Source organism: Nonomuraea wenchangensis (assembly GCF_900111685.1).
Lineage (GTDB): Bacteria > Actinomycetota > Actinomycetes > Streptosporangiales > Streptosporangiaceae > Nonomuraea > Nonomuraea wenchangensis.
In genome coordinates this window covers 20,371-46,148 of the sequence record NZ_FOHX01000024.1, presented here as the reverse complement: position 1 = coordinate 46,148, position 25,778 = coordinate 20,371, and the positions used below count along the sequence as shown (strand labels likewise).

At 70.8% G+C, this 25,778-nt stretch carries 24 protein-coding genes; 9 read left to right on the top strand and 15 right to left on the bottom strand.

The annotated features are described in order from the left end of the window. Positions 1-67 precede the first annotated feature (67 nt). The 6 genes from BMW85_RS43845 (at position 68) to BMW85_RS43820 (ending at position 5,642) form a co-directional block, all read left to right on the top strand. Positions 68-1,063, top strand: coding sequence for an ABC transporter substrate-binding protein (locus BMW85_RS43845; RefSeq protein WP_091093462.1), 996 nt, complete (start codon positions 68-70; stop codon positions 1,061-1,063). Beyond that, on the top strand, positions 1,060-1,881 hold the full coding sequence (locus BMW85_RS43840) for an ABC transporter permease (RefSeq protein WP_091093460.1): 822 nt from the start codon (positions 1,060-1,062) through the stop codon (positions 1,879-1,881). The genes BMW85_RS43845 and BMW85_RS43840 overlap by 4 nt, the downstream gene beginning before the upstream one ends. Next, positions 1,878-2,741: an ABC transporter permease gene (locus BMW85_RS43835; RefSeq protein WP_245775432.1), complete on the top strand. Its 864-nt coding sequence runs from the start codon at positions 1,878-1,880 to the stop codon at positions 2,739-2,741. Before BMW85_RS43840 ends, BMW85_RS43835 begins: the two co-directional genes overlap by 4 nt. Positions 2,742-2,759: 18 nt before the next feature. Next, positions 2,760-3,995: an FAD-dependent monooxygenase gene (locus tag BMW85_RS43830; RefSeq protein ID WP_091093583.1), complete on the top strand. Its 1,236-nt coding sequence runs from the start codon at positions 2,760-2,762 to the stop codon at positions 3,993-3,995. 145 nt (positions 3,996-4,140) lie between these two features. Next, positions 4,141-4,914, top strand: a complete 774-nt coding sequence (locus BMW85_RS43825; RefSeq protein ID WP_218156199.1) for an ABC transporter ATP-binding protein — start codon at positions 4,141-4,143, stop codon at positions 4,912-4,914. Continuing rightward, a complete protein-coding gene (locus BMW85_RS43820; protein WP_091093457.1) occupies positions 4,914-5,642 on the top strand; it encodes an SAM-dependent methyltransferase in 729 nt (242 codons plus the stop codon). Before BMW85_RS43825 ends, BMW85_RS43820 begins: the two co-directional genes overlap by 1 nt. Here the strand turns inward: BMW85_RS43820 and BMW85_RS43815 are convergent. The 7 genes from BMW85_RS43815 to BMW85_RS43785 form a co-directional block, all read right to left on the bottom strand. Further along, entirely contained in the window at positions 5,617-7,068 is a 1,452-nt protein-coding gene (locus tag BMW85_RS43815; RefSeq protein WP_177241187.1) for a pyridoxal phosphate-dependent decarboxylase family protein, read from the bottom strand. The two genes, BMW85_RS43820 and BMW85_RS43815, sit on opposite strands and share 26 nt — an antisense overlap. A gap of 69 nt (positions 7,069-7,137) precedes the next feature. After that, positions 7,138-7,716 carry a GTP-binding protein gene (locus BMW85_RS43810; RefSeq protein ID WP_091093456.1) on the bottom strand — a complete coding sequence of 193 codons (579 nt, stop codon included), beginning with the start codon at positions 7,714-7,716 and terminating at the stop codon, positions 7,138-7,140. Then, positions 7,697-8,098 carry a DUF742 domain-containing protein gene (locus tag BMW85_RS43805; RefSeq protein ID WP_084685891.1) on the bottom strand — a complete coding sequence of 134 codons (402 nt, stop codon included), beginning with the start codon at positions 8,096-8,098 and terminating at the stop codon, positions 7,697-7,699. Before BMW85_RS43805 ends, BMW85_RS43810 begins: the two co-directional genes overlap by 20 nt. Before the next feature lie 23 nt (positions 8,099-8,121). Next, positions 8,122-8,544 carry a roadblock/LC7 domain-containing protein gene (locus tag BMW85_RS43800; protein ID WP_020546551.1) on the bottom strand — a complete coding sequence of 141 codons (423 nt, stop codon included), beginning with the start codon at positions 8,542-8,544 and terminating at the stop codon, positions 8,122-8,124. Next, positions 8,541-11,813, bottom strand: coding sequence for a sensor histidine kinase (locus tag BMW85_RS43795; protein ID WP_177241186.1), 3,273 nt, complete (start codon positions 11,811-11,813; stop codon positions 8,541-8,543). Before BMW85_RS43795 ends, BMW85_RS43800 begins: the two co-directional genes overlap by 4 nt. A gap of 252 nt (positions 11,814-12,065) precedes the next feature. Then, positions 12,066-13,463, bottom strand: coding sequence for an aminobutyraldehyde dehydrogenase (locus BMW85_RS43790; protein WP_091093453.1), 1,398 nt, complete (start codon positions 13,461-13,463; stop codon positions 12,066-12,068). A 14-nt stretch (positions 13,464-13,477) separates the two neighbouring features. Next, positions 13,478-14,752 (bottom strand): nucleotide disphospho-sugar-binding domain-containing protein, encoded by a 1,275-nt coding sequence (locus BMW85_RS43785; RefSeq protein WP_091093451.1) that lies wholly within the window; start codon positions 14,750-14,752, stop codon positions 13,478-13,480. A 130-nt stretch (positions 14,753-14,882) separates the two neighbouring features. Here BMW85_RS43785 and BMW85_RS43780 point away from each other — a divergent pair, with 130 nt between their 5' ends. Further along, positions 14,883-15,488 carry a TetR/AcrR family transcriptional regulator gene (locus BMW85_RS43780; protein WP_245775431.1) on the top strand — a complete coding sequence of 202 codons (606 nt, stop codon included), beginning with the start codon at positions 14,883-14,885 and terminating at the stop codon, positions 15,486-15,488. Here the strand turns inward: BMW85_RS43780 and BMW85_RS43775 are convergent. Genes BMW85_RS43775 through BMW85_RS43760 form a run of 4 tightly spaced genes read right to left on the bottom strand, consistent with a single transcriptional unit; the run spans position 15,482 to position 19,283 of the window. Then, on the bottom strand, positions 15,482-16,531 hold the full coding sequence (locus BMW85_RS43775; RefSeq protein ID WP_091093447.1) for an ABC transporter ATP-binding protein: 1,050 nt from the start codon (positions 16,529-16,531) through the stop codon (positions 15,482-15,484). The two genes, BMW85_RS43780 and BMW85_RS43775, sit on opposite strands and share 7 nt — an antisense overlap. Beyond that, a complete protein-coding gene (locus BMW85_RS43770) occupies positions 16,518-17,297 on the bottom strand; it encodes an ABC transporter permease (protein WP_091093445.1) in 780 nt (259 codons plus the stop codon). Before BMW85_RS43770 ends, BMW85_RS43775 begins: the two co-directional genes overlap by 14 nt. Next, positions 17,290-18,156, bottom strand: coding sequence for an ABC transporter permease (locus tag BMW85_RS43765; RefSeq protein ID WP_245775430.1), 867 nt, complete (start codon positions 18,154-18,156; stop codon positions 17,290-17,292). Before BMW85_RS43765 ends, BMW85_RS43770 begins: the two co-directional genes overlap by 8 nt. A gap of 8 nt (positions 18,157-18,164) precedes the next feature. Next, entirely contained in the window at positions 18,165-19,283 is a 1,119-nt protein-coding gene (locus tag BMW85_RS43760) for a polyamine ABC transporter substrate-binding protein (RefSeq protein WP_091093441.1), read from the bottom strand. A gap of 252 nt (positions 19,284-19,535) precedes the next feature. Here BMW85_RS43760 and BMW85_RS43755 point away from each other — a divergent pair, with 252 nt between their 5' ends. After that, positions 19,536-20,564, top strand: coding sequence for an aminoglycoside phosphotransferase (locus BMW85_RS43755; RefSeq protein WP_143082611.1), 1,029 nt, complete (start codon positions 19,536-19,538; stop codon positions 20,562-20,564). Continuing rightward, entirely contained in the window at positions 20,561-21,523 is a 963-nt protein-coding gene (locus BMW85_RS43750; RefSeq protein WP_091093439.1) for an SIS domain-containing protein, read from the top strand. Before BMW85_RS43755 ends, BMW85_RS43750 begins: the two co-directional genes overlap by 4 nt. Positions 21,524-21,548: 25 nt before the next feature. Here the strand turns inward: BMW85_RS43750 and BMW85_RS43745 are convergent, their stop codons facing one another. The 4 genes from BMW85_RS43745 to BMW85_RS43730 are packed head-to-tail and all read right to left on the bottom strand — an operon-like array spanning position 21,549 to position 25,541. Further along, on the bottom strand, positions 21,549-22,118 hold the full coding sequence (locus BMW85_RS43745; protein ID WP_091093437.1) for a GTP-binding protein: 570 nt from the start codon (positions 22,116-22,118) through the stop codon (positions 21,549-21,551). Next, positions 22,099-22,467 (bottom strand): DUF742 domain-containing protein, encoded by a 369-nt coding sequence (locus tag BMW85_RS43740; protein WP_091093436.1) that lies wholly within the window; start codon positions 22,465-22,467, stop codon positions 22,099-22,101. The genes BMW85_RS43745 and BMW85_RS43740 overlap by 20 nt, the downstream gene beginning before the upstream one ends. Before the next feature lie 12 nt (positions 22,468-22,479). After that, complete coding sequence (locus BMW85_RS43735; protein ID WP_091093434.1) at positions 22,480-22,899, bottom strand: roadblock/LC7 domain-containing protein; 420 nt, start codon at positions 22,897-22,899, stop codon at positions 22,480-22,482. Beyond that, complete coding sequence (locus BMW85_RS43730) at positions 22,896-25,541, bottom strand: sensor histidine kinase (RefSeq protein ID WP_091093433.1); 2,646 nt, start codon at positions 25,539-25,541, stop codon at positions 22,896-22,898. The genes BMW85_RS43735 and BMW85_RS43730 overlap by 4 nt, the downstream gene beginning before the upstream one ends. Positions 25,542-25,778 lie beyond the last annotated feature (237 nt).

The following is a 25,778-nucleotide window of genomic DNA, read 5'->3' as shown; positions in this document are numbered from 1 at the left end:
CGCAAGAGCCGCCGGCAGCAGAAAGCCGCCCGGTCCCCCCTGGCTCCATCTGAAGGGAGTCCCTGACATGAGGCTTGGCCGTCCCGCCAGGGCCGCCATCATCGGATTCGCTTTGACCCTCGCCGCAGCCTGCAGCTCAGGCGGCGGCACGACCGCCAGCGCCCCACCGGCCGCCGCCAGTGGCGGCCTGGAGAAGACCAAGATCAAGGTCGCCACCCTGCCGGCCATCGACAGCGCCGCCCTCTACGTCGCCATCGACCAGGGGCTCTTCGAGAAGGAGGGCTTGGAGGTCACCCCGCAGGTGGTCCAGGCCGCGCCCGAGGCCATCCCCATGATGCTCAACGGCGAGATCGACGCGATGTTCGGCAACTACGTGTCGATGTTCCAGGCCCAGGACAAGGGCACGCTCAAGCTGCGCATCCTGGCCGAGGGCTCACGCGCGGCCCCCGACTCGCTCAGCATCATGGTGCTGCCCACCTCGCCCATCAAGACGCCCAAGGACCTCGAAGGCAAGACGATCAACGTCAACGTCCTGCACAACTTCCAGGAGCTGGCCCTCACGCAGGTGCTCAAGGCCAACAACGTGGACCCGGCGTCCATCAAGTACGTGCAGGTGACGTTCCAGAACATCATGCCCTCGTGGAAGGGCGGCCAGATCGACGCCGCCTACCTCGGCGAGCCGATGGTCACCGCGGCCACCTCCACCATGGGAGCCCGCAAGATCCTCGACCCGGCCTCCGGCCCCGCCGCCGAGTTCCCGATCTCCGGCTACGTCAGCACCCAGGAGTGGTACGACAAGAACCCGCACGTCGCGGCGGCCTTCCAACGGGCCATCCACAACGCGGCCAAGCTCATGGAGAACAACCGCGAGGTCGTCTCCAAGGTGCTGCCGACCTTCACCCAGATCGACGCGGCCACCGCGGCCACGGTCACCTTCCCCTACTTCTCCAGCAGCGACAACCCGGTGCGGCTGCAACGGGTGGCCGACTGGATGCTGGAGGCCCGCTGGCTGACCAAGGCGATCGAGGTCAAGACGCTCATGTCCCCGACCACGTCCGGGTGAGCGTGACCGCCACCGCCCTGGCCCCCGGCCGTCCGGCCCGCGCCACCGTACGGTGGTCGCGGCGGGCGGTCGGGGCCCTCGCCTTCGCCGCCCTGATCGAGCTGGTCAGCCGCACCGGCCTGGCCGACCGCGAGTTCCTGCCGCCCGCGACGGAGATCGTCGCCCGGATGGGGACGCTCGCGCTCGATCCCGCCTTCCGCGCGCACGCCCTGACCAGCCTGCTCGCCTGGGCCGTCGGGCTCGGTCTTGCGGCGGTCGCCGCGGTGCCGCTCGGGCTGCTGCTCGGCAGCGTCCCCGTCGTGGACGCCGCCACCCGCTCGGTCGTGGAGTTCCTGCGGCCGATCCCGTCGGTCGCGCTGATCCCGCTGGTGGCCCTCGTCATCGGCACCGGCCTGCAACTACGGATCTCGCTGGTGGTCTACGCCTCGCTGTGGCCGATCCTCTACAACACGATGTACGGCCTCCGGGGCGTGGACCCGCTGGCCAAGGAGTCGCTCAGGTCGTACGGCTTCGGCCCGCTGTCGGTGCTGCTGCGCGTCTCGCTGCCCTCCTCGGCACCGTTCATCACGACCGGCGTCCGGCTGGCCGCGGGGATCGCGCTGATCCTGACCGTCAGCACCGAGATCGTGGCCGGCCGGGGCGAGGGCATGGGCGTGTTCATCTACTTCGCCGGCATCGCGGTGCCCGCCCGCATGACCGACATCCTGGCCGGGGTGTGCTGGGTCGGGCTGTTCGGCGTGGCGGTGAACGCCCTGCTGGTCGCCTTCGAGCGGCGCGCGTTCCGCTGGCACCACGCCCGGTTGGGAGAGCAGACGTGAAAGCGACAGCCGAGGTAGCCGCGCCGGCGCGCGTCGCCCGGCGGCCCCGGGCCGCCGCCCGGCGGAGAGGCGTGCGGACGACCGCGTTCCGCTGGCTCGTGCTCGCCGTGCTGGTGCTGCTGTGGGAGGTGGCGACCAGGGTCGCGGGCAGCGCGTTCTTCCCCACGCCCGGCACGATCGTGACGCGGATGCAGGCGATGTGGTTCTCGGGGCCGCCGCAGCGGCTGTTCCTGAGCGACGTCGCCGTCCAGAACATCCTGCCCAGCCTGGGCAGGATGGCCGTCGGGTTCGCCGGGGGCGCGCTGGCCGGGGTCGTGCTGGGGCTGGCGGTGGGGCTGTCGGCCCGCGTCTACGACTACCTCGACGGGGTGCTGCAGTTCCTGCGGGCCGTGCCGCCGCCCGCGCTGGTCACGGTGTTCCTGGTGGTGTTCGGGTTCGGGCTGCGCATGCAGCTCGCGTTCATCATGTTCAGCATCGTGTGGCCGGTGCTGCTCAACACCGCCGACGGCGCCCGCGCGGTGGAGCCGCTGCACCTGCAGACCTGCCAGGTGTTCCGGCTCTCGCGGGCCGAGCGGCTGTGGCTGGTGGTGCTGCCGTCGGCGCTGCCCAAGATGTTCGCCGGGCTGCGGCTCGCGCTGTCGCTCTCGCTCATCGTCATGGTCTTCTCCGAGCTGCTGCCGGGCACCACCAACGGGATCGGGTTCCAGCTCACGGAGGCGTACTCGATGTTCGACCTGCCCGCCATGTGGGCCGCGATCGTGCTGCTCGGGGTGCTCGGTTATCTGCTGAACGAGGTGTTCCTCGTCGTGGAGCGGCGTGTGCTCGGCTGGCACCGCGCGGCGCAGGAGCCCGTTGGTTAGGGGGCAACGGTGAAGATCATGGTCGTGGGCGGCGGAGTCGGAGGACTCGCCACCGCGTTGAGCCTGGCCGCGGCCGGGCTGGAATGCGTGGTCGTGGAGGCCGCGCGGACAATCAGACCGCTCGGCGTCGGCATCAACCTGCAGCCGCACGCCGTACGCGAGCTGACCGAGCTGGGGCTGGCCGGCCGCCTGGCGGCGCTCGGCGTCGAGACCAGCTCCATGACCTTCGCCGACCGGCACGGCAACGTCATCCTGGCGCTGCCGCGCGGGCGCGCGGCCGGCTACCGGTGGCCTCAATACAGCATCCACCGCGGCGAGCTGCAGCTCGCGCTGCTCACCGCGGTCGAGGAGTGCGGCGTCCCGGTGCGCACGGGGGTGCGCTTCGAGGACTGCGCGCAGGACGGCGACGGCGTGCTCGTCACGCTGCGCCGGGCGGACGGGCAGGTGCTGCGCGAGCGGGTGGACGTGCTCGTCGGCGCCGACGGCGTGCAGTCGGCGGTGCGGGCCCGGCTGCACCCGGCCGGGGATCCGCTGCTGTGGGCGGGCATCAGGATGTGGCGCGGCGTCGCCGAGGCCGACCCCATACTCGACGGCGCGACGGTGCTGGTCGGCGGCTCCAACACGGCCGGCAAGTTCGTCACCTACCACATCTCGGCGGCCAACCCCCGGCTGGTCAACTGGGTGGCCGAGGTGAAGGTGGCCGAGCCCGGCCAGGTCGCCGCCGCCGACTGGAGCCGGGAGGGCCGGCTGTCCGACGTGGCGCCGCACTTCGCGCGCTGGGCCTACGCCCCCGCCGACATCCGGGCCCTGCTCGCCGCCACCGTCCGCATCCTCGAATACCCGATGGTCGACAGGGAGCCGCTGCCGCGCTGGGGCGAGGGACGGGTGACGCTGCTCGGCGACGCCGCCCACCCGATGTACCCGATCGGCTCGAACGGCGGCTCCCAGGCCGTGCTCGACGCCCGGGTGCTGGCCCGGTGCCTGGCCTCGTACGACGATCCGGCCGAGGCGCTGAGCGCGTACGAGGACGAACGCCTTCCGCCCACCTCGGCCCTGGTGCGCGCGCACCGGTCGCTGCCCGTCGAGGAGACGATCGCCCTGGTGACCGAGCGGGCGCCTGACGGCTTCCGCGACGTCGCGGACGTGCTGACGGAGGCCGAACTGGCCGCCATGGCGGCGGCGCAGCGGGCCATCTCGGACGCCGACGTGCGGGCGCTCAACGAGCGGGAGTCGTGGAGCGTACGTGCGCCATGACAGTCCGGGTCTCCCCGAGTAAGATCACGCCCGGAAGAGGTTTACCTGACCGACTCCTCCAGCTTTGCCCGCTCCGCTAGAGTCGAGTTCCGACCCTTCCGGAGTCGCGGTCCTCCTCCGCGGTCTCGCCCCCCTAGGAAGCACATTGCTCGAGATAGACAATCTCTCCCATGTGTACGGCGCCGGCACCCCCAACGAGCACCGGGCCATCGAAGGTCTCAACCTGAGCGTCGCCGAGGGCGAGCTGCTGTGCATCGTGGGGCCGTCGGGCTGCGGGAAGTCCACGCTGCTGCGCTCGATCGCCGGGCTCATCAGCCCGACCGGCGGCCAGGTCAAGGTCGAGGGCAACCTCGTGCGCCAGACCCCCGACAACCTCGCCGTGGTGTTCCAGGACTACAGCCGCTCGCTGTTCCCCTGGATGTCGGTCGCCGACAACGTCGCGCTGCCGCTGCGCCGCAGGGGCATGGACAAGAAGGCCCGCCGCGAGGCCGCCATGGAGGCGCTGGAGTCGGTCGGTCTGTCCGGGGCCGAGCGCAAATACCCGTTCCAGCTCTCGGGCGGCATGCAGCAGCGGGTCGCGATCGCGCGGGCGCTCGCCTACCGGCCGACGCTCATGCTCATGGACGAGCCGTTCGGCTCGGTGGACGCGCAGACCAGGGAAGACCTTGAGGACCTGGTGCTCAAGGTGCGCGGCCACCACCAGATGACGATCGTGCTCATCACGCACGACATCGACGAGAGCGTCTACGTCGGCGACCGCGTGGTGGTGCTGTCCAAGGCGCCGGCGCACGTCGTCGGCGACCTCAAGGTCGACCTGCCCGAGCCGCGCGACCAGATCACCACCCGCGAGCACCCCGACTTCGTGCACCTGCGTGCCGAGGTGGGCCGCCTGGTCCGAGGGCACGCCGCGGTCGTCTGATGGACCGGCAGCTCATCAGCGCCATCGCGCACACCGACCACCCGGTCGCGGCGCCCGTCTCCGACGTCTCGCTCGACCGCCTGGTGCGGCGCGCGGCGCTGCCGGAGGGCGCCCGCGTCCTCGACCTCGGCTGCGGGCCGGGCGCGTGGGCGCTCCGGGTTCTGGAGCTGGTGCCGTCGGCCGTCGCCGAAGGCGTGGACCTCTCCCCGCACGCCCTGGACGCCGCCGAGCGCGACGCCGCGGCCCGCGGCCTGGCCGGCCGGTTCACGGCGCGGCTCGCCGACGCCGGCGACTTCCCCGCCGGGGAGCCGTACGACCTGGTGCTCGCCGTCGGCTCGACGCACGCCTTCGGCGGGCTGAAGGGGACGACCGAGGCGCTCGCCCGGTTCGTCCGCCCCGGCGGGCTGGCGCTGGTGGGCGAGGGGTTCTGGGAGCGCCCGCCGACGCCCGAGCTGGCCGCGGAGATCGGCGTCTTCCCCGACCTCGCGGGCACGATCGCGGAGGCCGAGTCGGGCGGCTGGCTCACCGTTCACGCCCACGTCAGTGACCGGGCCGAATGGGACGACTACGAGTTCTCCTGGACCGGCAGCCTGGCCCGCTGGGCCGCCGAGCACCCCGGCCCCGACGGCGACGAGGCGCTGCGGGCGGCGCGGGAGCACCGCGACATGTGGCTCGGCGGCTACCGCGACCTGCTCGGCTTCGTCACGCTCCTGCTGCGCCGCTCCTGACCGGGCGGGCGTCCTCCTCCTCGCACAGCCGCGCGCAGGCGGTGCGGATGGCGGCGACGGCCTCGTCGATCCGGTCGCGGTGGGTGCGGTGGCTCACGACGCACACCCGGATCATGTACCGGCCGCCGATCGTGGTGCTCGACAGCAGCACCCGCCCGGCGGCGTTGATCCGGCGCAGCAGGCGGGCGTTGAAGGCGTCGGCGTCGCCGCGCTCGGGGACCCAGCGGAAGGCCACGGTGGTGAGCCGAGGCTCCCACGGCACCTCGAACCCCGACTCCACCAGCGCGTCGCGCACCACGCAGGCCAGGTCCAGCTTCTCGTCCAGCGCCTCGCGGAAGGCGGCGAGGCCGTGCAGCTTGACCGGCAGCCACAGCCGGAGGCCGCGGAAGCCGCGGGTGAGCTCGGGTGAGTACTCGGTGAAGTTGGGGATCTCCTCCTCCGCGGCGAGGTCCTGGAGGTAGTCGGCGCCCAGGTGGTGCGCCGCGCGCAGCCGCGCCCCGTCGCTGACCAGCAGCGCCCCGATGCCGTACGGCAGGAACATCGCCTTGTGCGGGTCGAGCGTGATCGAGTCGGCCCGCTCGATGCCGTCCATGAGGGCCCGGCCGCGCGCCGTGAGCTGGAACGGCCCGCCGTAGGCGGCGTCCACGTGGAACCAGAGCCCTTCGGCCTCGGCGATGCCGGCCAGCTCCGCCAGAGGGTCCACGGCGCCGGTGTTCGTCGTCCCCGCGCTGCCGATCACGAGGAACGGGCGCAGGCCCGCCGCCCGGTCCGCCGCGATCAGGCCGGTCAGCGCGGCCGGGTCCATGGCGAGGGACGGCAGCGTGGGCACGGTGCGGAGGTTCGCCCTGGGGAAGCCGGCCAGCAGGGCGGCCTTGGCGGAGGAGGCGTGCGTCTGGTCGGTGACGTAGAGGACGCCGTCGAGGAAGCGCTCGCCGAGCAGCGCCGTGCGCGCCGTGACGATCGCCGAGAAGTTGGCCATCGAGCCGCCGGAGGTCAGGATGCCGCGCGCCCCGGCCGGATGGCCGAACAGGTCGCCCAGCCAGCGGACGGCGGTGGCCTCCATCTGGGCGCAGGCGGGCGCGAGGTCCCAGACCGTCACGTACTTGTTGAGCGCGGCGGCCATGAAGTCGGCCAGGGCGGCGGCGTACAGCCCGCCGCCCGGCACGTACGCCAGGTAGCCCGGCCCCGCGCTCGCCCCGCCCTGCCTGGCCGCCGCGGCCACCGTCCGCAGCAGGGCGGGCAGAGGGCTGCCGTGCTCGGGGGCCGGCTCCCGCAGGCCGGCGAGCAGGGCGGCGTCCGTCGCGGCGAGGGCGGGCAGGTCCGGCAGCTCGCGCAGGAAGTCCTCGACGAGGGCCAGCGCGGCCTCGCCCATCTCACGGGTCTGCTCGGGGCCGGGTTCGAGTGGGTACGGGGTCGCGTGCGGCATGCCGGCATCCTGTCATCGTCAGGGGCGCCGCCCGGGGATCCACACCCGGACGGCGTCCACGACGCCGGGTTATACCGGCTCGTGCATGTGGCGGGTCAGGGCGTGCTCCACGAGGGTGATCAGGGTCGCCTTGACCGACTCGCGCTGCCGGGCGTCCAGCCGCACGATCGGGGTGCGGCCGCCGATGGACAGCGCCTCGCGGATCTCCTCCTCCTGGTGGGCGAACTGCCCGTCCCAGCCGTTGATGCCGATGACGAACGGCAGCTTCGCCTCTTCGAAGTAGTCGATGGCGGGGAAGCTGTCGGCCAGGCGGCGGGTGTCGACCAGCACGATCGCGCCGATCGCGCCGCGCACCAGGTCGTCCCACATGAACCAGAACCGGTGCTGGCCCGGCGTGCCGAACAGATAGAGGATCAGGTCACGGTCCAGCGAGACGCGGCCGAAGTCCATCGCCACGGTCGTGGTCGTCTTGTTCGGCGTCAGCGAGACGTCGTCCACGTGGGCGGACGCGTCCGTCATGACGGCTTCCGTGGTGAGGGGGAGGATCTCCGAGACCGCACCCACGAACGTCGTCTTGCCAACGCCGAAGCCCCCTGCCACGACGATCTTCGTCGAGGTGAGGCCGGGGCTAGAGCCTTCGAAGTCCACTGAGCACCCTTTCGAGCAAGTTGAGGTCCGGCTTTCCCGCCTCCAGCGCAGGCTGGTGCACGCGGATCAGGCCCTCCGACGCCATATCGGCGATCAGCACCCGGACCACTCCAAGGGGCTGGCGTAAAAGGGCGGAGATCTCAGCAACCGACCGAACGTTACGAGTCAGTTGGATGATCGCCTGATACTCCGGACTTAGTAGGGAAATGTCTTGGTATTCCGACGTCACGGAGGACACCAACGCCTCCATGGCGAACTTCATCCGTGGCGCAGTGCGCCCGCCGGTGACGGCGTACGGCCGCACCAACGAGCTCTTGCGCGACTGTGGCGCCGCCGGATGCGGCGGAGTGCTATCACCAGCCCAACCCTGACCTGTCACCATGATCTCCTGTCGACGCCCCCAGGCTAGCGGGGACGGGCCGCCTGCAGTTCAGCGCGTACGGCCGGCGTCAGCACCTGCCCGGCCCGCTCGACCAGCAGGGTCATCTGGTAAGCCACCAGCCCCATGTCACAGTCGGGAGCGGCCAGGACGGCCAAGCAGGACCCATCACTGATGGACATGATCATCAACAGCCCGCGCTGCATCTCGATGACGGTCTGGGTCACCATACCGCCCTCGAAGACCCGGGCGGCGCCCTGAGTCAGGCTGATCACACCGGAGGCGACGGCCGCGAGCTGGTCGGCCCGGTCCTTCGGGAAACCCTCCGAGTACGCGAGCGGCAGACCGTCCGACGAGACCACGACCGTGTGCGCCACTCCGGGCACATTGTTCACGAAGTCAGTGATCAGCCAGCTGATGCCGCGCGCTCCCTGGCTCATCTCTCTCATTTGTCCTCCTCATTCTCTCCGCGGGTGAACGCTCGGCCCTGCCGGACACCCTGCTGGAAGCTGGAGAGCCGGCTGCGCAACCGCTCGGGCGAGATCTGTGGCGGCGGAGACGTCGGCTGGGGCTCGGCGAGGCTGGCCGTGCCGGGCACCAGGTTCGCCTTGGGCACGCGGCGCGGCAGGCCGGAGCTCGTCGTACCGGACTGCTGCGGCTGCGCGGCGGCCTGTGCGGCCTGGAAACCGGCGTCCGCGGGCGAGGACCAGGTCGCGCCCGCCCCCGACGCGCCAGGCCGGCGCTGCGGCAGCCCCGACGCCCTGGACGCGCTCGCGGCCGGCGGCGTGGCGGCCGGCGCGGGCGGCGCGGCTGGTGGCGGCGCGGTGGCGTCGGCGGGGATGGCCGGGTGCACGGCGGTGACCTCGGGCTCGTCCTCCACCGGTTCGAGGCGCTGCCTGACCTGCTCGGGCTCGGGCCGGCGGAACCAGTCGGAGCCGACCGACGAGAAGATCGGCAGGAACTCCTCGCTCTGCTCCTCCAGCGGCGAGTTGCGCACGACCGGCAGCGGGCCGGTCATGTCCTGGGAGGTGTAGTTGCCGGCGCTGAAGGCCCCGAGGCCGGAGTGCCCGTTCTGCTCGTAGCGGTCGGCGGGCTTGGGGTCCTCGTCGAAGGGCGAGACGTAGTCGGGGCCGAAGGCCGGCCGCGGCCGGTCGACCGACTCGAACAGGCCCCTGCGCGGCAGCGGGTCGGCGAAGGAGGTCCAGCGGGACGCGTCGTCCGGCTGTTCCTTCGGCGGCTCGGTCGCGAAGGACGGCCAGCGCGGCTCGTCGCCCGGCGCGAGCGGCGGCGGCTGCTCGGCGAAGGACGGCCAGCGGTTGTCGGCGAACGACTGCTGCTGCGGCGGCTGCTGCTGCGCGGGAGGCTGCTCCTCGGCGAACGACGGCCAGCGGGCGGTCTCGTCGGAGTACCAGCGCTGCTCCTCCTGCCGCGCGGCGGGCGGAGGCTCCTCGGCGAACGACGGCCAGCGCTGCTCGTCCACACCCGGGCCGCCCGGCGTCGCCACCGGCGGCTGGTCGAAGCCCGCGTGGTCGAACGGGCCGGGCCGGTCGCCGCCGAAGGCGGCCGGCTGCTGCTCGCCGAAGCGGGGCTGGCCGAACGGCGCCTGGTCGAAGGAGGGCTGGTCGGAGGCGGACGGGTCGAACGACGGCTGCTCGCCGAAGGACGGCCAGCTCGTGCCGGTGCTGCCGGGCGCGGGCAGCGAGCCCGGCCACTCGGTGTCGAGCACCTGGTTGGCGGCGGACTGCGTGCCGTTGGCCGAGGGCTGGTTGAACATGCTCGGGTCGAACGAGGTGAACGCCTCGTACTGGCCGCCCTGCTGGGGCACCCCGGCGCCGCCGCTGATGAGCATGTCGGGCATCATCACCAGAGCGCTCAGGCCGCCGTTCTCGCGCTGGCTGAGCTGGACCCGGATGCCGTGGCGCAGCGCCAGGCGGCCGACCACGAACAGGCCCATGCGCCGCGACACCGACACGTCCACGACCGGCGGGTTGGCCAGGCGCCAGTTGGCCTCGCCCAGCTCCTCCTGGCTCATGCCGATGCCCTGGTCGTTGATGGTGATCAGGACGCCGCCCTCGGCGGGGGTGCTGGTCACGGTGACCTTGCTCTCGCGCGGGGAGAACGAGATGGCGTTCTCGATCAGCTCGGCGAGCAGGTGGACGGCGTCGGTGACGGCCGGGCCGACGATCAGCGTGCTGGACGCGATCGAGATCTGGACCCGCTCGTAGTTCTCGACCTCCGACAGCGAGGCACGGGCGATGTCGACCAGCGGCACCGGCTCGCTCCACTTGCGCGCGGCCTCCTGGCCGGCGAGGACCAGGAGGTTCTCGCTGTTGCGCCGCATGCGGGTGGCGAGGTGGTCGAGGCGGAACAGGTTGGCCAGTCGCTGCTCGTCCTCCTCGCCCTGCTCCAGACCTTCGATGAGCTGGAGCTGCCGTTCGACCAGCGTCTGGCTGCGGCGGGAGAGGTTGACGAACATGGAGTTGACGTTGGCGCGCAGCTTGGCCTCGTCGCCGGCCAGCCGGATCGCCTCGCGGTGGACCTCGTCGAAGGCCCGCGCCACTTCCCCGATCTCGTCCCGGGTGTTGATGCCGATGGACGGGACCTCCGGCACCTGCGCGCCCTCGCCGGACTCGCGCAGCACGCGGACCGTCTCGGGCAGCCGGGTGGTGGCCACCTGCAGCGCCTCGGCGCGGAGCCTGCGCAGCGGGCGGACCAGCGAACCGGCCACGCGGGTGGTGATGACCAGGACCAGGAGCAGCAGCACGAGGATCATCGCGCCGGAGATGATGGCGTTGCGCTGCTCGTCGTCGCTCAGCTCACGGGTCCGGGTCACGATCTTCGTGGCCAGGTTGTCCTCGACCTTGCGCATGGCGTTGGCGGTCAGCGTGGTGCTGTCGTACCAGTTGTTCAGGTCGCGGTGGGTGGTGACGTCGAGGTCGCCGATCTTGTTGTACTCGCGCATCTGGGCGAGCGCGCGCTGGCGCATGGAGTCGGCGCGGTCGATCTGCTGGCCTCTGACGCTCTGGTGGTAGGCCTTGAGGTCCTCGGCGGACGCCTCGGCCTCGAAGGAGGCCAGGGTGGCCTGCTGCTTGTCCCAGGAGCCCAGGAACTCGGTCAGGGCCTCGCCGTCCAGCTTCCGCTCGGCCAGCGCCACGATCAGCATGATCTGCTGGCGCGAGACCTCCTCCTTCATCGACTGCAGCGAGCCGAGCGCCGCGATGTCCCTCTGGAGGCGGTCGTCGTTGACGCCGTCGGCCAGACCCGCCTGGATCGACGAGAAGATGCCGATCATGGTGGTGTAGGTCCGGATGGAGGCCTGCGGCGGAACGTTCCCGACCATCGACTCCCGGAGGCTGTCGAGACCGTCGAGCCAGCGGGACATCTCCGACACACCCTCGCGGACGCGGCTGGTGTGGGAGTCGTCGATGGCCTTGGCGGCGGTGAGCACCTGCGCCTTGACCTTGTCCGTGGTCTGGCGCTGGTTCTTCAGCTGCAGCGTGCGGCCGGCCCGGTTGCCCGTGGCGACGGCCCACGCCGTGAGTGTGCGCTCCTTGGCGAGCTCGTGGTTGAGCGCGCCGACCTTCTGGACCAGCTCGGCGACCTGGGTCAGACGCCGGTACTCGGCGCTGGTCCCGATGGCGTCGGCAAGCTGGATGCCGGCGAGGAGCACGCCCACGACCGTGGGGATGAGGATCAGAGCGACCAGCCTGGAGCGCACACGCCAGTTAGCCAGCCGGAACCTGCCGCCTGTGTACTCCCCCGACTTCGTATGCCTGGGGTTTTCCGTCCTCACTGACTCTCGCAACCTCTCGCCGGTACGTGCTCGAAAGAAATCAGACACGCGTGTGGCGCATGGGATTCCGTCCGGCTGGGTAATTGGAACACAGTCCGTACCAGATCGGCCAACCAGACATATCCCATCAAACACGCCCAAAGCACAGCTTTAGGGTGCATTTCGCCGTACACGTTTTCAAGCGGGCCGGAACGAATCCCGCTCGGCGGGTGCCGCGTGCTTCACCATCAGGTGCCGCGTCACCGAATACTCCAGGACCGCCTCCTGGCTCATGTCCTTGCCGAACCCGCTGCCCTTCACCCCGCCGTGCGGCGCCTCGCTGGCGATGGGCAGGTGATCGTTGACCCAGGTCACCCCCACGTCGAGGCGGTGCGCCACGCGCAGCGCCCGCGAGACGTCCCGCGACCACACCGACGAGGCGAGCCCGTAGCGGGTGTCGTTGGCCAGCCGGACCGCCTCGTCCTCGCCGTCGAACGGCAGCGCCACGAGCACCGGACCGAAAAGCTCGCCCTGGACCATCTCGCTGTCCTGTGCGACATCCGTCACAAGGGTGGGCGGGTAGTAGAAGCCGGGCCCCTCGGGCACGGCGCCGCCGTGCCGCACCCGGCCGCCGGAACGCTCCACGAAGCCGTGCACGCGCTCCCGGTGCGCCGCGGAGATCAGCGGGCCGATGTCCGTGGCCGGGTCCCAGGGGTCGCCGTAGGAGATTTCGGCAAGAGTTGCCCGAAGCGCCTCCACGGCGTCGTCGTAGATCTCGCGGGCGAGGTAGACCCGGGTGGCCGCGGTGCAGTCCTGCCCGGTGTTGTACGTCGCCCCCATCGCCACGCCGTGGGCCATCTCCGCCAGGTCGGCGTCCGCGAAGACCAGCGCCGGCGCCTTGCCGCCCAGCTCCAGGTGAACCCGCTTGAGCGTGGCCGCCGCGCCGGTCATCACCGCCCGGCCGGTCTCCGTGGAGCCGGTGACGCTGACCATGTCCACGCCCGGGTCGGTGACCAGCGCCTGGCCGACCTCGGCGCCGCCGGTCACCGCCTGGACGAGCCCCTCGGGAGCGCCCGCCTTGGCGAACAGCTCGGCCAGGCGCAGCGTCGTGCGCGGCGTCTGCGGCGCCGGCTTGATCACCACGGCGTTGCCCGCGGCCACCGCGGGCCCGACCTTCCACACGGCCATGATGAACGGGAAGTTCCATGGCGAGATCGACCCCACCACCCCGACGGGGCGGCGCAGCATGACCGAGGTGTAGCCGGAGCTGAACACCCCGGCGCCCGAGCCGTCCAGCGAGCGGGCGGCCCCGGCGAAGAAGCGCAGGTTGTCCACCGCGAACGGCAGCTCGCCGTCGCGGAAGACCGCCGCGGGCTTGCCGGTCTCCTCCACCTCGAGCCTCGTCAGCTCCTCGGCGTCGGCCTCGACGAGGTCGGCCAGCCGCAGCAGCAGCCTGGCGCGCTCGGCCGGGGTGGTCTCGGACCACTCGGCGTAGGCGGCACGGGCGGCCGTCACGGCCGGCGCCACGCCCTCCACCGGCGTGTCCGCGATTTCGGCGCACGGGAGCCCGGTGGCGGGGTTGATCAGTTCACGCATGGAAGGTCATGTCCTTACTGGCCGAGCTGCTCGATCAGGTCCGCGGCCTTGCGCAGGCCGTCGCGACGCCGGATCTCCTCGCCCGCGGCGGCGAGCCGCTCCCGCAGCTCGGTGTCGCCGAGCAGCCGGGCGATCGCCCCCGTGAGTTCGTCGTCCTCGAAGGTGTAGGTCGAAAGCCTGACACCGTAGCCCAGCTCGGAGACCCGCTGGGCGTTGTCGTACTGGTCCCAGAACAGCGGCAGCACGATCATGGGCTTGCCGAAGTGCAGAGCCTCGGTGGTCGTGTTGTTGCCGCCGTGCGTGATGACCAGATCGCACTGAGGGACGATCTTAGTCTGTGGCAGGAACTCCGCGCCCCACATGTTGTCGGCGAGCTTGATCTCCTCGTGCAGCGGGCCCATGGAGACGATGTACTGGTGCGGCGTGGTGGCCAGCACGTCGATCACCCGCTGCATCAGGCCGACGTCGGCCGAGCCGAGCGAGCCGAGCGAGAAGTAGATCAGCGCGGCGTCCGGACGGCGCTCGAAGGGCAGCGTGAAGTCCTCGTCGGTCTCGCGCACCGAGGAGTCGAGGCGGTGCCACGACGGGCCCAGCGGGCGGCGGTCGACGTAGTCGAGGATCTCCGGGTAGACGTAGAGGTTGAGGTCGCCCTCGTGGATGAAGTCGAGGTCGGGCAGCGGGGCCGTGCCCTGCTCGACGCACCACTCGTTGTAGGCGCTCCACAGCTCGCGGTGGGTGCGGTCGTACTCGGCGCGGAAGTCGTCCCACTCGCTGCGGTCGTCGGCGGGCAGGCCCGAGAAGACCGGCGGGACGTCGGCGCCGCGCACCTCCAGCGGCTGGCAGGAGACGATCCTGACGAACTTCTTGCCCGTCGTCAGGAGCGCCGGGAAGGTGATCACGTTGTCCTCGATGATCACGTCCGGGTTCACTCGCTCTATGATGGCCTTCAGCTGCGGCTCGCAGTACTTCGCGCCGTCGATGAGCTCACCCCAGATCGGCTTGGTGACCGTGTCGAGCTGCTCCTTGGTGCTCTTGCGGTACTCCGGGGCCGTGTCGCGGATGAAGTCCTTCCAGAACTGTCCGGCGTCCTGCTCGTCGGGGTTCTCGGGCGGCGGGGCGAGGTCGACCAGGTCCTCCTCGAAGCCCAGAGCCTCCAGCTTGCCCTTCCAGGACGACTCGGCGGCGAAGACGACGCGGTGGCCACGACGGCGCAGAATGTCGCCGATCCCGATGGAGTTGTTGGTCGGGCCGTACGCGCTTTCCGGCATGAACAGGAACGTGAGTGACATCGGAACTCCGGGAGAGGGGGTTTCAGAGAGTTGAAGGCTAATTCAAAAACGTGGCTGGCGTGATGGTCAAGTAACGGGCACTATGGTCACGGCTAACTGAACGGAAGCCCAACGAGTGAAGGTGGTGAGGGTGGCTCAGCGTAAAAGCCGGAGTGACCGGCGCATCGACTTGATCGAGGCGGCGCGCAAAGCCATCATCCGCCACGGCGTCGACGGCGTGCAGCTCTCGCACGTCGCGGAGGAGGCGGGGCTCACCTCCGGCGCCGTGCTCTACCACTACCCCGACCTCGGCGAGTTGCTGGTCGAGGCGCAGCACGCCGGCATGGAACGTTTCTACGAGCTGCGCCTGCGCCGCCTCGCCGACTTCACCGACCCGGCCGAGAAACTGGTCGTCACGATCCGCTCCGGGCTGCCGACCGGGCCGCTCGACCCCGACGTGCGCCTGCTCAACGAGCTGGGCGGCGCCGCCGGCCGCAACCGCGTCTACGGCGTCCTGCTCACCTCGCTCTACGACCGCCAGGTGTCGATGTACCAGGCGATCCTCGACACCGGGGCGGCGCTGGGCGTCTTCACCCTGGCCGCCGACTCGCTGTCGATCGCGCGCAACCTGGTGGCGCTGGAGGACGCCTACGGCTACCGCATCACCGCCCGGCACCCGGTGATCGGGCCCGCGGAGGCCGCGGAGCTGATCCTGTCGTACGCGCGGGCGGCGACCGGCAATGATCTTTCTCACTGAGGATCCGCCATGATGACGGCGTCCTCAGCGTTCCAGCGCACCTTGACCTCGGCCCCGGGCTTCACCGTCCCGGCCCCCTGAACGGCCGCCAGGACGGGCTTGGGGTGCCCGGGGACGTCCACGGAGACGTGCGAGACGCCGCCGTAGAAGCTGACGTCCACCACGGTGCCCGCCATGCCCCTGACGGCGTTCTCGTCGGCCAGCTCGATCCGCTCGGGCCGCACCGCGAGCAGCGCGGGCGTGTCCGCCGCCAGCTCCTCCAGCGGGGTGCCCGCCAGCATCCCGAAGTCCTCGCTGCGCAGCGCGTCGAGGCCGGTGGCGAGGCCGCGGAACAGGTTGTTGGCGCCGACGAAGTCGGCCACGAACGGCGTACTCGGCCGCTCGTAGAGCGTCACGGGCGCGTCCACCTGGCGCACCTGGCCCGTGTCGAACACCGCGATGCGGTCGGCCAGCGACATCGCCTCCTCCTGGTCGTGCGTGACGACCACGAAGGTGATGCCGACCTCGTGCTGCAGCCGCTTCAGTTCGAGCTGCATGTCGGCGCGGACCTTCTTGTCCAGGGCCGACAGCGGCTCGTCGAGCAGCAGCAGGCGAGGCCGCTTGACGATGGAACGCGCCAGCGCCACCCGCTGCCGCTGGCCGCCGGAGAGCTGCGCGGGCTTGCGGCCGGCGTGCGCCGACAGCCCGACCGTCTCCAGCACCTCGCCGACCCGCTGCTTGATCTCCTGACGCGGCAGGCGCTCGCGCTCCAGCCCGTAGGCCACGTTCTTGGCCACGGTCATGTGCGGGAACAGCGCGTACGACTGGAACATGAGGCTGATCGGCCGCCGGTTGGGCGCCTTGGACAGCAGGTCCTCGCCGTCGAGCGAGACCCGCCCGCTGTCGGGCGTCTCGAACCCGGCGATGATGCGCAGCAGCGTGGTCTTGCCGCAGCCCGAGGGGCCGAGCAGGGCGAAGAACTCGCCCTGCTCGATCTGGAGCGAGACGTCGTCCAGCGCGGTGACGCTGCCGAAGCTGCGGCTGACGCCGTCAATCTTGAGCACGTGACTCCCCGATCCTGGTCATCCGCTGACCGGCGATCACCGCGGTGAAACTCACCAGGAGCAGGATCGCGGCCAGCGCGTTGATCTTCGGGGTCACCCCGAAACGAACCATTGAGTAGATGACGATCGGCAGCGTCGGCTCGGCGTTCCCGATCGTGAAGAAGGCGATCACGAACTCGTCCAGCGACAACGTGAACGCCAGCAGCGCCCCGGCCACGATCCCGGGCGTGAGCTGCGGCAGCGTGACCTTCATGAAGGTGACGACCGGCCCGGCCCCGAGGTCGCGCGAGGCCTCCTCCAGCGAGGTGTCGGCGCCCGTGAGCCGGGTGCGCACCACCGCCGCGACGAACGCCATCGAGAACAGCGCGTGCGCGAGCGTCACCGAGTACAGGCCGAGCGTGAGCTGGATGGCGCTGTAGAACACCAGCAGCCCGATGGCGAGCACCAGGTCGGGCAGCACGGCCGGCATCAGCGCGAGCGCGTCGAGCGTCTTCGACCTGGTGTAGCGGGCCAGGCCGACCGCGAGCAGGGTGCCGAGCACGGTGGCGATGACGGTGGAGCCCGCGGCCACGACGAGCGTGTTGACCACGCCGGTCCTGATGCGCTCGTCGCCGGCCAGCTCGCCGTACCACTTGAGGCTGAAGCCCTCGTAGGTGTAGGCCGAGTCGCCGGAGTTGAACGACATCACGACCAGCACGAGGATCGGCAGGTAGAGGAAGACGTAGGTGGCCCAGAACGGCACGTAGAGCAGCTTGGACCTACGCACGGCGGGCCGCCCATGCCTGCACGATCAGCAGCGCGACCAGCACCGCGATGAGCGCCAGCGCCAGCGTCGAGCCGAACGGCCAGTCGCGCGCCTTGAGGAACTGGTCGCGGATGAGGTTGCCCACCATGGTCGACTTGCTGCCGCCGAGCATCTCGGGGATGACGAAGTTGCCGAAGCTCGGCACGAACACGAACAGGCAGCCGGTCAGCACGCCCGGCACGCTGAGCGGCAGCGTCACCTTGCGGAACGTGGTGAACGCCGAGGCGCCCAGGTTGGCCGACGCCTCGCGCAGCTGCGGGTCCAGCCGTTCGATCGCGGAGTACAACGGCAGCACCATGAGCGGCAGGTACGAGTACAGCAACCCGGTGACGATCGTCCCCTCGTGGTAGAGCAGCTCGTACGGCCCCAGCCCGAGCTTGCCGAGCGCGCTGTTGACCAGCCCCGGCCCGCTCAGCAGCATGATCCAGGCGTAGACCCGGATGATGAAGTTCGTCCAGAACGGCAGCACGACCGCGACCAGCGCGAGCGTCTTCCACCTGGAGGGAAGCTGCGCGATCAGGTAGGCCGTCGGATAGCCGATCAGCAGCGCGATCAGCGTCGTGAGGGCCGCGATGCGCAGGGAGTTGCCGACCACGCCGAGGTAGAGCGGGTCGATCAGGCGGGTGAAGTTCTCGGTGGTGAACTCGTACACCACGCCGCCGAAGCGCCCGCGCTGGAAGACCGTGTAGCTCAGCACCAGGCCCAGCGGCACGAGCAGCAGCACCACCAGGTATGTCAGCCCTGGTGACAGGAAAACGAATGCGCCCAGCCGGCGGCCCCGCACGCGGGGCGCCGGCCGGGCCTTTGCCTCAGACTTCACTGCACTGACTACGACTGCGCCGTGACTTCGCTGGAAAGCCGGGTGTACTTGGTGGACGCCTGGCCGAGGTCGATGATCGACTCACCGTCGAGCAGCTCCGCCGGCTTGATGCCGAGCAGCGAGCCCTCGGGAGCCTTGACGCGCTCCATGGCGGCCTTGTTCGGCACCTTGTAGTTGATGTTCTCGGCGGCCCAGCTGTGGATCTCGGGGTCGAGGATGTAGTTGATCAGGGCGTGCGCGGCCTCCTTGTTCTTGGAGGACTTCATGATCACCATGGTGTCCACCCAGAGGTCGCTGCCCTCCTTCGGCACCGCGAACTTGATGTTCTTCTCGGTGGTCGGGCACCAGCCGTCCCACGCCTCGACCATAACGGCCTCGCCGGAGACGAGCTTGTCGCCGAACGTCGTGTCGTCGTAGGCGAGCAAGTGCGGCTTGGCGGCCAGCAGCAGCTCCTTGGCCTTGGCGATCTCCTCGTCCTTGTCGGTGTTGACCGAGTAGCCGAGGAGCTTGAGCGCGGGCAGGGCCAGCCAGCGCTCGGTGGTCATCATGGTGACCTTCTTGTCGGCCCAGGCCGGGGGCTTGAGGAGATCGTTCCAACTGGTGGGCACGCTCTTCACCAGGTCGGTCCGGTAGCAGATGCCGGTGGTGCCCCAGGTGTAGGGCACCGAGTACTTGTTGCCCTTGTCGTAGGAGAGCTGGCCGGCCTCCGGGTAGAGGTTGGCCAGGTTGGGGACCAGCTCGGCGTGAATCGGCTCCAGCAGGCCCTGCTCGTTGAGCGCCTGGGCGTACTGGCCGGAGACGAAGGCCACGTCGATGCCGCTGTCGCCGGAGGCGGTCAGCTTGGCCATCGCCTCCTCGTTGGTGGCGTGCAGGCCCACCTTGACCTCGGAGACCTTGAGCTTCTCCTTGGCCTTCTCGGGCAGCTCCTTCGGGGTGTAACCGTCCCATACAGTGACCTGGAGCGACTGCTTCGACAGGTCGGCGTTGGGCTTGAGCTCCTCTGCAGCCGCCGCGGTCGCGCCGTCTGAGCTGTTCGACGACTCACCGCCGCACGCCGCGACGGCAAGCGCGAGGCCGGCCGCCGCGACGGCAGCCGGAAGACGACGGGTGAACCGGATACGGGACACGGCCGCTACTCCTTCTTGATGTGCGATGTACGAGGGGTCGCGCGACCTTACCGGACACAGCAGACCAGGGTAGGAGTGTTGCAGCACGAATCAACATGAGCAAGACTTTTCACCACATTGCTACCTGGAAGTTTGGTCTACCAGTTGAATTGGGATTCAATAGCGCAGCGGTTGGTCTCTCTCGGTGAGAAACCACTTACCGCACGAGACCGCGGGCTCACCGCCGCGCTTCTCACGGTGTTGGAGGGGGAGGTGCCGCCGCCTTTCGGCGTGCGCAGGTTCCTGCCGCTGCCAACCCTCTCGCACGACCCGGCACGTCTGCACATCGGGGTCCCGCGTGAACGGGACTTCGGCCCCCACGTGGACCAGACGAACTACTCGGTGGTGGTGGCCGAAAAAGTGGTCGTGAAGTGGCTGACCCCACCCGTACCGCTGCCCCATCCCACCCCGGAGATCCTCTCCCACCTCGTTGAGGCCGGGTTCAACGACACAGCTCCTCCTTACGCGGCCCTGACCGGCCCTGTCGACGGCCGGGAGTGCCTGCTCGCCCTCGCCACCGGCTATCTTCCCGAGGCCAGGGACGGCTGGGAGTGGTGCGTGGACGAGGCCGAGGCGGGTGACACGGCGTTCGCCGCCGACCTCGGCCGCCTGGCCGCCGACCTGCACCTCGCCCTGTCCACCCTCCCCACCGCCGCGGCGGCCGAGCTGCCGTCGGCCGCCGCCGTACGGGCCGCGGGAGCGCTGGCCGAGGCGCTGGAGCTCACCGACGGCGAGGACGGGCAGTGGCTGGCCGCCCGCGCCGACCGGCTCAGGCACGAGCTCGAACCCCTCGACGCCCCCATCGCCTCGCCCCTCATCCGCATCCACGGCGACCTGCACGTGGGCCAGATACTCCGGTGGCGCGACGGCTACGCGGTCATCGACTTCGACGGCAACCCCACGGTGACCGACGCCGACCCCTGCCAGCCGGCCGCCCGCGACGTCGCCCAGCTCACCACCAGCCTGGAGCACGTGGCCCAGGTCGCGATCAAGCGCCGCGGCACGCCGCCCGAGCGGGCCGCCGACTGGGCCGGTCGCGCCCGCGCGGGCCTGCTCGCCGCCTACCGCGCCCGCCTGGCCGCGCGCGGCCGACCCGACCTGCTGGACGAGGGCCTGATCCGCCCGTTCGAGATCGAGCAGGAGTGCCGCGAGCTGATCTACGCCGCCCGGCACCTGCCCCGCTGGCGCTACGCCCCCATGGGCGTCCTGCGCACCTGGTACACCGAGGAGAACCCGTCGTGAATGCCGAGCTCTACCTGTCCGACCTGGAGTCCAAGCCCGCCGCCCTGGCCGACCTGGCCACCGCGCTCGCCGCCGCCGACCCCTTCGCGGAGCTGCCCGCGGACCCGCGCCGGGTGCTGTTCCTCGGCATGGGCAGCTCCCGGTACGCGGCCGGGGTCGCGGCTCTGCGCCTGCGCGCCGCCGGCGTGGACGCCTACGCCGACTACGCCTCGGCGGCGGCGACGTACCCGGCCACGCCGGACACCCTGGTGATCCCGATCTCGGCCACCGGTGGCAGCAGGGAGACCCTGGACGCCGTGGACCGCTACGCCGGCGGCCCGGCCTTCGTCGCGGCCCTCACCAACCGGCCGGACTCCGCCCTCGCCGGGCAGGCCCGCGCGACCATCCCCATGCACGCCGGCGAGGAGCGCGGCGGCGTGGCCTGCCGCACCTTCCAGCACACCCTGGCGCTGCTGCTGGCGCTGGAGAGCCGGCTCACCGGGCGGCCTCTGGACCTGGCCGGGCTGCTCGGCCGCACCGCCGAGGCCACCGCCGACCTGCTCGACCGCAGGGACGAATGGCTGCCGCTGACCATGGAGCTGCTGGACGGCCCGCACGGCGTCTACACGGTCGCCCCCGCCGAGCGGCTGTCGTCGGCCGAGCAGTCGGCGCTCATGCTGCGGGAGGGCCCGCGCCGCCCGGCCGACGCCTGCGAGAGCGGCGACTGGTCGCACGTGGACGTCTACCTCACCAAGACCCTCGACTACCGCGCCCTGCTCTTCCCCGGCTCCCGGTACGACGAGCAGGCCATGGACTGGGTGCGCCAGCGCGGCTCCACGGTGGTGAGCGTCGGCGCCGAGATCAAGGACGCCGCGGCCACCGTCCGCTACGCGCACGACGACGACCCGGACGTGGCGCTGCTCACCGAGACGCTGGTGGCCGAGCTGGTCGCGGCCTACTGGTGGGCGGCCCAGTCATAGTACGGCGGGCGTAGTGCGGGGATGGTCAGCGGGCGCGGGCGGCGAGGGCGTGCTCGACCAGCGTGATCAGGGTGCTCTTGACCGCCTGCCGCTCGCGCGCGTCGGTGCGCACGATCGGCACGTGCGCCGAGAGCGTCAGCGCCTCCCGCACCTCGTGCTCGACGTGCGGGAACTCGCCGTTCCAGCCGTTGAGCCCCACGACGAACGGGATCCCCGCCTCCTCGAAGTAGTCGACGGCGGGGAAGGCGTCGGCCAGGCGCAGCGAGTCGACCAGCACGACCGCGCCGATGGCGCCGCGCACGAGGTCGTCCCACATGAACCAGAACCGGTGCTGTCCCGGCGTGCCGAACAGGTAGAGGATCAGGTCCCGGTCCAGCGAGAGCCGGCCGAAGTCCATGGCCACCGTGGTGGTGGTCTTGCCAGGGGTGTGCGCCAGATCGTCGATGCCCTGCGACGCCTCGGTCATCACCGCTTCGGTGGTGAGCGGCATGATCTCCGAGACCGCGCCGACGAACGTGGTCTTGCCCACCCCGAACCCGCCGGCCACCACGATCTTCGTCGAGGTGAGCCCGGCGTCAGAGCCTGCGAAGTCCACTGAGAACCCTTTCGAGCAGGCCGCGATCCGGCAGGCCCGCCTCAAGCTGCGGCTGGTAGACGCGGACCAGACCGTCCGCCTCCATGTCGGCGACCAGCACCCGGGCCACGCCGAGCGGAACACTCAGCAGAGCCGAGATCTCCGCAACGGATCTTACCTGGCGGCACAGCTCGCTGATCGCCCGATGTTCGCGGGGATAGCTGGGGCCGAGCTGCGCCGACGTGGCAGAGGACACGAGCGCCTCCATCGCCAGAGCGCTGCGCGGGGTGGTGCGGCCGCCCGTGAGAGCGTACATCCGCACCAGCGAGCTGCGCTCGGGCTCGGCCTCACCGTTGTGCCACGATGCCACGATCGCCTCCCCCTACCACGGACGCCCGGACAGCTCCGCCCGCACCGCGGGCGTGAGCACCTGTCCCGCGCGCTCGACCAGGATCGTCATCTGGTAAGCCACCAGCCCCATGTCGCAGTCGGGCGCGGCCAGCACCGCCAGCGACGAGCCGTCGCTGATGGACATGACCAGCAGCAGGCCGCGTTCCATCTCGACCAGGGTCTGGGTCACGCCGCCGCCCTCGAACACGCGGGCCGAGCCCGCCGTGAGGCTGACCAGGCCGGCGGCGATGGCGGCGAGCTGGTCGGCGCGGTCCTTCGGGAACCCCCGGGAGAACGCCATGGGCAGGCCGTCGGCGGAGACGACCACGGCGTGCGCGACGCCGGGCACCTCGTCGACGAAGCTGCTCACCAGCCAGTTCATGTCCCTGGCAGCTTGACTCAGCTCCTTCATGAGTCCTCCTCAAGCTCGGACCGGCCCTTGCGCACGCCCTGCTGGTAGCTGGCCAGTCTGCTGCGCAACCGGTCGGGGGACAGCGGAGGAGCGGGAGCGGGCGGCGGTTGGGGGTTCGCGGTGCCCGGTACCAGATTCGCTCTCGGCGTGCGCTTCGGCAAGCCGGAGCTCGTGGTCCCGCCCTGAACGGGCTCGGCTGCGGTGCTGGCGGCCTGCCAGCCGGTGTCGGCGGGCGAGGACCAGCCGGGGTCGCGTTCCCGGTGGTCGGCGGTGGGCGCGGGCTTGCTGAACCAGCTGCTCTCGTCCTCGACCGAGGCGAAGATCGGCAGGAACTCGTCCTTGGACGGCTCGGCCGGGTACGACGGCAGCGGCGTGGCGAACGACGGGTACGACCCCGTCACGTGCGGCGCCTCCAGCGACGCCGAGCCGTTGCCGGTGCCGTTGCCTGTGCCGTTGCCTGTGCCGGTGTGCGGCGAGCTGAACCAGGACGACGACTCGACCGGCGCCGCGTCGAACGACGGATGCCCGGCGAAGGGCGCCGCCGGGGCCGCCGCGGGCTGCCACGGCGCCGGCGACGAGGGCGGCGCGGCCGGTGCGGGCGGGATCGACGCCATCGACGGGCGGGAGGGCATGGCGGCCATCGGCGGCTGCCCCTGCTGCGGGTGACCGGGCAGCGCGCCGTTCACCGCCGTGAGCAGCATCGGCGGGACGAGCACCATCGCGGTCAGCCCGCCGACGTCCTGGCGGCGCAGCTGCACCCGGATGTTGTGCCGCAGCGCCAGCCGCCCGACCACGAACAGGCCCATGCGCCGCGACACCGACACGTCCACGACGGGCGGGTTGGCCAGCCGGTGGTTGGCCTCGGCCAGCTCCTCCTGGGTCATGCTGATGCCGTTGTCGGTGACCGACAGCAGCAGCGAGCCGCCGTCGATGCGGCTGCTGGAGATGATCACCTTGGTGTCGCGGGACGAGAACGACACCGCGTTCTCGACCAGCTCGGCGAGCAGGTGCACGACGTCGGTGACGGCCTGTCCGGCGATGGCGACGTCCGACTGCACCTGGATGCTGACCCGGTCGTAGCTCTCGACCTCGCCGAGCGCGGCGCGCACGATGTCCATGATCTCGACCGGCTCGCTCCACTTGCGCGCGGCCTCCTGCCCGGCGAGGACCAGCAGGTTCTCGCTGTTGCGGCGCATGCGGGTGGCGAGGTGGTCGAGCTTGAACAGGTCGGCCAGCCGGGTGTCGTCGCGCTCGCCGCGCTCCAGCTTCTCGATGAGCGTGAGCTGCCGCTCGACCAGGGTCTGGCTGCGCCGCGACAGGTTGACGAACATGGCGTTGACGTTGGAACGCAGCCGGGCCTCGTCGCCGGCCAGCCGTACGGCCTCGCGGTGCACCTCGTCGAAGGCGCGGGCGAGCTCGCCCACCTCGTCCTTGGTGAAGATGCCGATGGGCGGGACCTCGGCCTCGATCGCGCCGTCCCTGGACTCGCGCAGGTGCTGGACGAAGGCGGGCAGCCGGTGTCCGGCGATCTCCAGGGCCTCGCTGCGCAGCCGGCGCAGCGGCCGCACCATGGAGCGGGCCACGCCGGTGGTGACCAGCAGCACGGCCACCAGCAGGGCGAGCACGGCGGCCGCGACGACGTAGGCGCTGCGGCGCTCGGCGTCGCTGAGCTGCTCGCTGCGGGCGAGGATGCCGGCGGCCTGGCGCTCCTCGACCTTGCGTATGGCGTCCACGACGGCCTTCGACGCCTCGAACCACTCCCTGGCGTCGTCCTTCTTGGACAGGTCCAGGCCGCGGAGCGGCAGGCCGCTCGTGGACCTGATGAGCACCAGCTCGCGCAGGAACAACATGCGCTCGGCGACGTTGCCGTTGACGGTCTCGTCGAAGAAGCGGCGTTCGGCGGCGGTGGCCTCGGCGGCGAAGGCCCTGCGCTCGGCGGCCTCGCCGGCCTGCTGGCCGAGGAAACGTTCCAGTTGGTCGGGGTCGAAGGCCCCTTCGGTGAGCACGACGGTCACCAGGGCCTGTTGGTAGGCGACGCTCTCCTTGACCCGGGCGAGCGCGTCGAGCATGCGGGTCTGGCGGAACAGCTCGTCGTCCGAGCTGCCCTTGATCAGCTCGTTGTGCGTCGCGAGCAGGTCGTCGATGACCGTGGTGTAGAGCTCGACGGCGGGGCCGGGCAGCAGGTTGGCCTCCAGGGCCTGCTTGCGCAGCGCGATGAGGTCGTCGAGCCGGTTGAGCAGCTGTTCGAGCTGGTCGGCGGTGCGGCCGGTGACCTCGCCGAGGAGCTCGCGGGCGATGGCGCGTACGTCCCTGGCCGCGAGGTCGCTCTCGTCCATCTGGTTCTGGACGTCGCTGAGCACGCTGGCGGGCCGGTTGCGGGCGATGTACCAGGACATCCTGGCCCGTTCGCCGGAGACGGCGTGGGTGAGCGCGCCCAGTTCCTCCGACAGCCGGGCGAACTGGTTCGTCCTGGCGTAGTCGCCGGCCGCGGAGGTGGATGCCAGCACCTGGATGCCGCCCAGCAGGACGGCGGCGGCCGTGGGGATGAGGATGAGCGCCACGAGCCGTGCCCGTACCCGCCAGTTGCGCAGCCGCCAGTTGCCTTCGCCGGTCTGCCTCCTCTGGCCCAGCTGTGTAGTCACCGGAACGCACCTCGCCCGAATCGGCGTATAAGGGGGGGCCTGTGTCCCCTGAGGAAATCAGCAAGTGCCGGTAATTGGAACACATCACGTGGCAGGTAAGCTACCCAAACATATCGCGACAAAAATCTATCTGTGTGGTACGTGCGACAAAATCTGGAGCTCCACGTTCCGGACCGGTCCAGCCTGAAATGCACCTTTGACCCACCCACTGTCGCCTAATGGGCGGTTTGAACGTTT